The 7575-nt window shown below is 59.5% G+C and carries 10 protein-coding genes and 1 pseudogene; 5 read left to right on the top strand and 6 right to left on the bottom strand.

Annotated elements, in window-relative coordinates:
- Positions 1 to 190 precede the first annotated feature (190 nt).
- Positions 191 to 1180, top strand: a pseudogene (locus QTL94_RS19885) (IS30 family transposase); the annotation flags it as partial.
- A gap of 427 nt (positions 1181 to 1607) precedes the next feature.
- Here the strand turns inward: QTL94_RS19885 and QTL94_RS19890 are convergent.
- On the bottom strand, positions 1608 to 1910 hold the full coding sequence (locus QTL94_RS19890) for an alkylphosphonate utilization protein (RefSeq protein ID WP_065692575.1): 303 nt from the start codon (positions 1908 to 1910) through the stop codon (positions 1608 to 1610).
- A gap of 248 nt (positions 1911 to 2158) precedes the next feature.
- Here QTL94_RS19890 and QTL94_RS19895 point away from each other — a divergent pair, with 248 nt between their 5' ends.
- Complete coding sequence (locus QTL94_RS19895) at positions 2159 to 2587, top strand: DUF4864 domain-containing protein (protein ID WP_289802991.1); 429 nt, start codon at positions 2159 to 2161, stop codon at positions 2585 to 2587.
- Between the two features lie 76 nt (positions 2588 to 2663).
- Here the strand turns inward: QTL94_RS19895 and tgt are convergent, their stop codons facing one another.
- From tgt to coaD, 5 genes are all read right to left on the bottom strand, one after another.
- The gene (gene tgt / locus QTL94_RS19900; RefSeq protein WP_289802992.1) at positions 2664 to 3794 is read right to left on the bottom strand and encodes a tRNA guanosine(34) transglycosylase Tgt; all 1131 of its coding nucleotides are present in this window, start codon (positions 3792 to 3794) and stop codon (positions 2664 to 2666) included.
- Positions 3795 to 4877, bottom strand: coding sequence for a tRNA preQ1(34) S-adenosylmethionine ribosyltransferase-isomerase QueA (queA, locus tag QTL94_RS19905; RefSeq protein ID WP_289802993.1), 1083 nt, complete (start codon positions 4875 to 4877; stop codon positions 3795 to 3797).
- 86 nt (positions 4878 to 4963) lie between these two features.
- A complete protein-coding gene (locus QTL94_RS19910; protein ID WP_065692571.1) occupies positions 4964 to 5473 on the bottom strand; it encodes a peptidylprolyl isomerase in 510 nt (169 codons plus the stop codon).
- Positions 5474 to 5500: 27 nt separating this feature from the next.
- Positions 5501 to 6064: a peptidylprolyl isomerase gene (locus QTL94_RS19915; RefSeq protein WP_065692570.1), complete on the bottom strand. Its 564-nt coding sequence runs from the start codon at positions 6062 to 6064 to the stop codon at positions 5501 to 5503.
- Between the two features lie 29 nt (positions 6065 to 6093).
- Positions 6094 to 6588 (bottom strand): pantetheine-phosphate adenylyltransferase, encoded by a 495-nt coding sequence (coaD, locus tag QTL94_RS19920; RefSeq protein ID WP_289802994.1) that lies wholly within the window; start codon positions 6586 to 6588, stop codon positions 6094 to 6096.
- Positions 6589 to 6667: 79 nt separating this feature from the next.
- Between coaD and QTL94_RS19925 the strand changes: the two genes are divergently transcribed.
- The 3 genes from QTL94_RS19925 to QTL94_RS19935 all read left to right on the top strand — a co-directional run bounded on the left by QTL94_RS19925 (position 6668) and on the right by QTL94_RS19935 (position 7402).
- Positions 6668 to 6988: a hypothetical protein gene (locus QTL94_RS19925; RefSeq protein WP_289802995.1), complete on the top strand. Its 321-nt coding sequence runs from the start codon at positions 6668 to 6670 to the stop codon at positions 6986 to 6988.
- 90 nt (positions 6989 to 7078) lie between these two features.
- Entirely contained in the window at positions 7079 to 7234 is a 156-nt protein-coding gene (locus QTL94_RS19930; protein ID WP_198928724.1) for a hypothetical protein, read from the top strand.
- Positions 7235 to 7267: 33 nt separating this feature from the next.
- A complete protein-coding gene (locus QTL94_RS19935; protein WP_275078412.1) occupies positions 7268 to 7402 on the top strand; it encodes a hypothetical protein in 135 nt (44 codons plus the stop codon).
- The last annotated feature ends 173 nt before the right edge of the window (positions 7403 to 7575 follow it).

Genomic DNA, 7575 nt, shown 5'->3' on the forward strand with positions numbered 1-7575 from the left:
GCGGGATCAGCCGCTCAGATCGGGGCTGGTCGCTGTACAGTGTAGCGACCAGTCGGACATTTCTACTTTGCAAACCGCCGGACATTCCAACTTCTCCGCCACAGCACTTCCGCGGTACATTCTATTTCCAAGTGCGACATGCCAATGATTTCAATGGCTTCACTTTGGAGATTTTGGCATGTCCCGATGATATACGCAGCTTTCTCTCGCCGATCGTCGTCGCCTCCACCGTCTGGTTGAACGGAAGGTGCCGGTCAATGAGATGGCGCGCCAACTCGGTCGTCACCGGTCGACGATCTATCGCGAGATAAGGCGCAATACGTTTCGCGATCATGAGCTTCCGGACTACGACGGCTATTACAGTACCGTTGCCGATGACATCGCCAAGGAGCGCCGCAGGCGGTTGAGGAAACTCAGGCGCCATCCGCATCTTCGTGGCATGGTGATCGAGAGGTTGAAGGCCTACTGGTCGCCGGAACAGATCGCTGGCCGTCTGCTGGCCGACGGCGTCAGCCTGGTTCGCATCTGTGCTGAGACGATCTACCGCTTCATCTACGGCAAGGAAGATTACGGGCTTGGCCTTTACCGCTATCTGCCTGAGGCGCGCCGCAAACGCCGCCCGCGTGGAGCGAGGAAGCCGCGAAACAGCGTGTTTCCGGCCAGTCACCGGATATCGCAACGTCCTGATTTTATTGGCGATCGATCCGAATTTGGCCACTGGGAGGGCGACCTTTTGATCTTCGCGCGCGACCTCGGTCATGCCAACGTCACCTCCCTCGTTGAACGCAAGAGTCGCTACACGGTGATGATCAAGAACCAAAGCCGGCATTCTCGTCCAATTATGGATAAGATCATCGAAACGTTCTCTGCCCTGCCATCCTGTGCACGTCAGAGCTTTACCTTCGACCGCGGCACGGAGTTTGCCGGCTTCAGGGCTTTGGAAGATGGCATCTGTGCGCGCAGCTGGTTCTGCGATCCCAGTGCGCCGTGGCAGAAAGGCGCGGTGGAAAACGCCAACAAACGCATTCGCCGCTTCACGCCAGGCAATACCGATATTGCCGCCGTGTCTCAGCGCGATCTGATCGATCTCGGCCGCCACCTCAATGACCAACCACGCAAATGCCTGGGCTACAAAACGCCAGCCGAGGTCTTCATCGCTCATTTGCGCGAAAGCGGCTGATCCCCTACCCTGCAAAACAGGCGTTATGCACTTGGGTTAGGTTCTCCATGAGGTGAATGTGAGAACTGGCGCCCCTTCGGCTTGCTGCTGGATGCACCAACCAAGCCACGCTCACTTCAGATTGGCTGAGCCGCCGGCCGATCTCGGTGCTGACAAGGAAAAGAAGATCGGGCGAAGGCAGCGGCCCATGGTGTCTCTAGCGATCGGTAGCCTGACCGCGTCTGGCGCCATCTCTTCCGGCACCAGTAAGCAACCTTGCATGCAAGGCAGCGCCGCAACTTCGCGCGCATCGCTTCCGACCCCAGATCGCGGCCCGGCTATGTCGAACTGTGCAGAGTTGCCGCGGCACCGATTGTTCACGCCTGGTGCCGTTTCCCAGATCAGATAGCGAAGACGCTTGATGTGGCCGCCGATGCAAGGCGCTCGATCAACGCTTGCGAACGAACTCTGTACGCAGAACGAGCCCCTTGATCGCATCGTGCCGGCAATCGATCTCCTCGGGATTGTCGGTCAATCGGATGGACCGGATGACGGTGCCTTGCTTCAAGGTCTGGCCCGCACCCTTGACTTTGAGATCTTTGACCAGAACGACGGAATCCCCATCGGCAAGGACATTGCCCGACGCGTCGCGGACCTCCGCGGCCCTGGCTTTCTCGGCGGCGATTTCGGATGCCGGGCGCCACTCGCCAGTCGCTTCGTCGTAGATGTAGTCGTCGTTCTGGTCACTCATTTTGGTCTTCCTTCATGTATCGATAATGCACGATCCAGCCCAGGTTGGTTGAGCATAATGTGCCTGTATAGGGTGGCGCCGTCTGCGTAAACCTCGGCGCTCATACGGTCCGATCTTCACCGTAACCGGTGCAGCGACCTCCGGCATATTTGCCATCGCGCGGTTTCAAACGAGACAATGCTTGGGCGTGCCCCTTTTCCTACGCGTCGGCAGCCCTACAATTCTGCTAGATAGCTGGAGTTATTCCGATGCGCGCTTTTTTCGCAGTGCTTGTTTTATGCGTTGCGTCCCTCGTATCGGTCGCCGCCCTCCGCGCCGAAGATCCGACCGAGGCAACGCGCACGATGATCGAGGAGCAGATCAGGGCATTTCTGCGTGACGACGCTGAGGCGGCCTACTCTTATGCGACCCCTGGGCTGAAGCAGCTTTATCCCGACAAGAACGTCTTCTTCGCCATGGTCAAGAAGAGTTATGAGCCTGTCTATCACCCCGGAAACTATGCGTTCGGGCGCAGCCGGTCGATCGACAACGGCGCGGTGATCTACCAGGAAGTCCTCATCACCGGCCGCGACGGCAAGGACTGGACCGCAGTCTACCAGGTGTCTCGCCAGCCCAATGGAGACTACAAGATCAATGCCGTCCAGATCGTGCCGAGCACCGATAGCGAAGGCATTTGAGACCTAAGCCAGCGGAGGCTGCCTGTGCTGATAGAGCGCGTTCTGATGTGCCTGGCGCGAAGCCAGGCGGGCCCCGTCACACCGGATCGAGATCGCCCCTCGCCCATTCCGCTTCCGTCTCCGCCATGAAGTCGGCGAAGCGACCTTCGGCGATCGCCTTACGGATCCCCTGCATCAGTTGCTGATAGTAAGAGAGGTTGTTCCACGAGAGCAGCATCCCGCCGAGCGCCTCGTTGGAGCGCACGAGGTGGTGCAGATAGGCGCGCGAGTAATCGCGCGTCGCCGGGCAATTCGACTGCTCGTCGAGCGGACGCATGTCCTCGGCATGGCGCGCGTTGCGGATGTTGACCTTGCCACGGCGGGTAAACGCCAGGCCGTGTCGGCCCGAGCGGGTCGGCATCACGCAATCGAACATGTCGATACCGCGCGCCACCGAGCGCAGGATGTCTTCAGGCGTGCCGACACCCATGAGATAGCGAGGCTTCTCGGTCGGCAGAACCGGAAGAGTCTCCTCCAGCATCTTCAGCATGACGGCCTGCGGTTCACCAACGGCAAGCCCGCCGACCGCATAGCCCTTGAGGTCGAGTTGTGCCAGCGCCTCGGCCGAACGCACACGCAGCGCCGGAATATCGCCGCCCTGCACGATGCCGAACATCGCCTTGCCCGGCTGGTTGCCGAAGGCCACCTTGCAGCGCTCGGCCCAGCGCAGCGACAGTTCCATGGCGCGCTCGATCTCACGCGGCTCTGCCGGAAGCGCCACGCATTCATCGAGCTGCATCTGGATATCGCTGCCCAGCAACCCCTGTATTTCGATCGACCGTTCCGGCGACATGTGGTGCAGGCTGCCGTCGACATGGCTCTTGAAGGTCACGCCCTGCTCGTCGAGCTTGCGCAGACCGGAAAGCGACATGACCTGGAAGCCGCCCGAGTCCGTCAGGATCGGTCCATCCCACCGGATGAGCTTGTGCAGGCCACCAAGCCGTGCGACGCGTTCCGCCGTCGGGCGCAGCATCAGGTGGTAGGTGTTGCCGAGAATGATATCGGCGCCGCCTTCGCGCACCTGGTCGAGATACATCGCCTTGACGGTGCCAACGGTGCCAACGGGCATGAAGGCGGGGGTACGGATCGTCCCGCGCGGCATGGATACCTCGCCCAGACGGGCGCCGGCATCGGTCTTCTTGAGGGTGAACTGGAAGTTCTCGGTCATCTAGTCTTTCCGGAAAAGAAGGCTGGAATCGCCATAGGAGTAGAAGCGATAGCCTGTGGAAATGGCGTGGTCATAGGCCGCGTGCATGGTCTCAAGGCCGGCAAAGGCCGAGACCAGCATGAATAGCGTCGAGCGCGGCAGGTGGAAGTTGGTCATCAACACGTCGACTGCCTTGAAGCGGTAGCCCGGCGTGATGAAGATGCCGGTGGCGCCTGCCCAGCCGCGGATCTCGCCGCTATCCTGCGCGGCACTCTCGATCAGCCGCAGCGAGGTGGTGCCGACGCAGATAATCCGCCCGCCCCTCGCCTTCACGGCATTGAGCTTGGCGGCCGTCTCGCCGCTGACATAGCCGCTTTCGAGATGCATCTTGTGATCGTCGGTATCGTCGACCTTCATCGGCAGGAAAGTGCCGGCGCCGACATGCAGCGTCACGAAATGGCGCTCGATGCCGGCCTTGTCGAGCGCTTCGAAGAGCTCGGGCGTGAAATGCAGCCCGGCGGTGGGTGCGGCGACAGCGCCGTCCTCGCGGGCGTAGATGGTCTGGTAATCGGCGCGGTCGCGCTCGTCCTCGGCGCGCTTGGCGGCGATATAGGGCGGCAGCGGAATATGGCCGACGGAATGGATGACTTCATCGAGCGCCGGGCCCGACAGATCGAAGGCCAGCGTCACCTCGCCGCCCTCGCCTTTTTCCTCCACGGTGCAGTCGAGCGCCCCGAGGAGGCAGCTTTCGCCATCATGGCCGAAGGCAATCCTATCGCCAACCTTGATGCGCTTGCCTGGCTTGGCAAACGCCTTCCAGCGGTTGGCGCCGACCCGCATGTGCAGCGTCGCCGAAACCTGCTGGCCGCCCGCGCCCTCACGGTGGCGAATGCCTTCAAGCTGGGCGGGAATGACCTTCGTATCATTGAAAACGAGCGCATCCCCCGCCCTCAGGAACGACGGCAGGTCACTGACGCGGTGATCGGAAAGCTGCGTCTCGCCATTGGGTTCGACGACGAGCAGGCGCGCGCTGTCGCGCGGCTCCGAGGGCCGCAGCGCAATCCGCTCCTCAGGCAGCTCGAAATCGAAAAGGTCTACACGCATCGGGGCAATTCCGGGAAGGCTGGTCCAGGCAAAGCGAAACCCGCCCCGCGCTTTCGCGCAAGGGCGGGTTCCAGCAAACATCACAATCAGACGTCGGCGGCAACCCGCATCGAGACGATCGAGTCCGGATCGACGACCGGTTCGCCCTTTTTGATCTTGTCGATGTTGTCCATGCCTTCGATGACCTGGCCCCAGACGGAGTACTGCTTGTTCAGCCAAGGAGCATCGGTAAAGCAGATGAAGAACTGCGAGTTGGCCGAGTTTGGATTCTGCGAACGCGCCATCGAGCAGGTGCCGCGAATGTGGCTGATTGCCGAGAATTCGGCCTTCAGGTCCGGCTTCTCGGAGCCGCCCATGCCGGCACGGCCCGGGTTGAAGCTCTCGCCGCCCTTCTTGCCGAACTTCACGTCGCCCGTCTGGGCCATGAAGTCGTTGATGACGCGGTGGAAGACGACGCCATCGTAAGCACCCTCGCGCGCGAGTTCCTTGATGCGGGCGACGTGACCAGGCGCCACTTCCGGCAGCAGCTGGATCACAACCTTGCCCTTGGTGGTTTCCAGGATGATGGTGTTTTCGGGATCCTTGATCTCGGCCATTTCTTTTTCTCCTACTTCTCTTGAAACTTACTTCTTGCCGACGGTGACCTTGATCATCCTGTCGGGATCGCTGACTTCACCGTTCTGGCCTTCGCCACGCTTGATCTTGTCGACGTTCTCCATGCCCGAGACGACCTTGCCGACGACCGTGTACTGGCCGTTCAGGAAGGAGCCGTCAGCGAACATGATGAAGAACTGCGAATTTGCAGAATCTGGATCCTGCGAGCGCGCCATGCCGACCGTGCCACGCACGAATGGCTTCTTGGAGAACTCGGCCGGAATGTTCGGCAGGTCGGAACCGCCGGTGCCAACCTGGTTCTTGTCGAAGCCCTTTTCCATGTTGCCGTACTGCACGTCACCGGTCTGGGCCATGAAACCTTCGATGACGCGGTGGAAGGCGACGTTGTCATAGGCGCCCTTCTTGGCCAGCGCTTCGATCTGGGCAACGTGCTTCGGTGCAACGTCCGGCGCGAGTTCGATCACAACCGGGCCACTCTTGAGCTGGATCGTCAGGGTGTCGGCCGCAAAGGCGTCCCCGGCAAAGGAAGCGAGATAAAGCACGCCGGCAAATGCGAGATAAAAGAGTTTCATGTTGGCTCCGTTGCGGCGAAAAATGTCGCCTAGGATTTGCGCTTGGATTGTAGGGCTTTCAAGACTGCCGTCGGCACAAATGCGCTGACATCGCCTCCCATGCCTGCGATTTGACGGACCAATGTGGCCGTTATGGGCCGCGAGGCGGTTCCTGCCGGCAGAAAGACGGTCTGAATATCGGGCGCCATCTGCCTGTTCATGCCTGCCATCTGCATTTCATAGTCGAGATCGGTGCCATCACGCAGGCCGCGGATCAACAGGCTCGCGCCGTGCGCGCGTGCGGCGTCGACCACCAGATTGTCGAAGGCAACGACGGAAATGTCGTCGGCCTTGCTCGGTAGCGCTTCAGCCAGCGAACTGCGGATCAACTCGGCCTTCTCGTCATAGGAAAAGAGCGGCGTCTTGCCCGGATGAATGCCGATTGCGACGATAACCTTCGAGGCAACGCTCAGCGCCTGAACGAGCACATCCAGATGTCCGTTTGTGATCGGGTCGAAGGACCCCGGATAAAAAGCTGTCGTCATGTGCCCGGCCGTTTCTTTCGACGCCTTTTGTCACGGATAATGGCTTCCCGCAAGTCATTTGCCCGCAACTGAACGATGGATGAATGCACCGTTCAAGGCGGCTTCAGATGCCTATCCTTATAACAGGCAGCGTCATCAACCGTTGCCTTCCGGCAGCGGCCCTACCCGGAAAAGTCTCATGTTGGTCATTCTTGTCGTGGTTGCCGTCTTCCTCTCGCTCATTGCGGAATCTCTCTATTCCTACGTGCAGAGCCGCAACGATGCCGATTGGGTGCGTTCCGACGTCCGCGAGCATCGAGCCATCATCAGAACGATGGGTAAGGTGACATTTAAACCGATTAAGCTTTCTGAACGCCAGATGAACGAGGCATTCAAAGTCGCTTCAGATCGGGCTTGGTAAACGACCAGTCAATATCCGACGGAACCATTTCCAGACGGATGCGTTCATTCAACCGAAGCGTAACGCGATACGCCGCACAAGGAAGATAATATGCCCAATAAGGTTACCATGATTAATGCAGTTTGGATGGTAATGATGACAGGTATGGTTGCTGCAACTATCGCGCTTTACGATCAGAAAGTTGATGCGTCCAAGGTATATGGCCCCTATGCGTCGGCACGCGCCGCCGTCATGAGCCAGTACTGAGGGACGTGAGCGCAACGGCCAGGAGGCTTGCCCATGTTCACGATCTTAACTGTGCTTACCGCCCTTATCAGCATCATGTTTGTCGTGTCCGTGGCGTCAACAGTCACTGCCCTGCGCCGCGAAAGCGAAGACCTCAAGAAGATGAACAGCAAGCATAGCGTCTTCTAGACGCGCTGTTCGATCAAAGAGCGATTATGAGATTTGACGTGCCATGACCGGACGAATTCTTCGTCCGGTTTTTCGTTGTAAGCAAAATAAACCTCCACCTTCGGTGGAGGACTGGACGTGTTCTACATTGTGATTGAGAGACCTCCGTGCTTGGACCGTTATGCTGGCCGAGA

The organism is Rhizobium sp. S96 (genome assembly GCF_030382195.1).
GTDB lineage: Bacteria > Pseudomonadota > Alphaproteobacteria > Rhizobiales > Rhizobiaceae > Rhizobium.